Raw genomic sequence first — 657 nt, 5'->3', positions numbered from 1 at the left:
TCGTTTTATTTGAGCTGTCAGAATTTGGCTTGTATCAAATTGATCGTGAGCTTTCTTTACTAAAAGAATCCAAAGGCCTTGATGTAGAAATCGCCCCTCTTCTGGGCTCAGTTCAACGCTCTCATCGATTACTTACAGCAATGAAGTCTTTTAAGGTTGAGACGGTTTATCACGCAGCAGCGTACAAACATGTTCCTCTTGTTGAGTACAATGTTGTAGAAGGTGTACGAAACAATGTTTATGGCACTTACTACACCGCGAAAGCGGCTATTGAAGCTGGTGTCGAGTCATTTGTATTGATCTCAACAGACAAAGCGGTACGTCCAACAAATGTGATGGGTACAACCAAACGTATGGCAGAGCTGGGTTTGCAAGCCTTAGCCGAACAAGAGAACCAGAAAGAAAATGGTACTCGTTTCTGTATGGTTCGATTTGGTAATGTTCTTGGGTCTTCTGGCTCTGTTATACCACTCTTTAAAAAGCAGATAAAAGCCGGTGGCCCTTTAACGGTAACTCACCCCGATATTACCCGTTTCTTCATGACGATTCCTGAAGCGTCACAACTTGTTATTCAAGCTGGTGCGATGGGTAAGGGGGGCGACGTGTTTGTTCTTGATATGGGTGAGTCAGTTAAGATTACAGACCTCGCTGAGAACT

General features: G+C 43.7%; 1 protein-coding gene. It reads left to right on the top strand.

Annotation, left to right across the window (positions count from 1 at the left end; translation table 11 throughout):
• The coding region (locus KIV40_RS26995) for a polysaccharide biosynthesis protein (protein ID WP_285352253.1) at positions 1–657 on the top strand (657 nt) is incomplete at both ends.

The sequence above is a fragment of the Vibrio sp. D173a genome (assembly GCF_030248475.1).
This window is presented reverse-complemented; position numbering and strand designations above follow the sequence as displayed.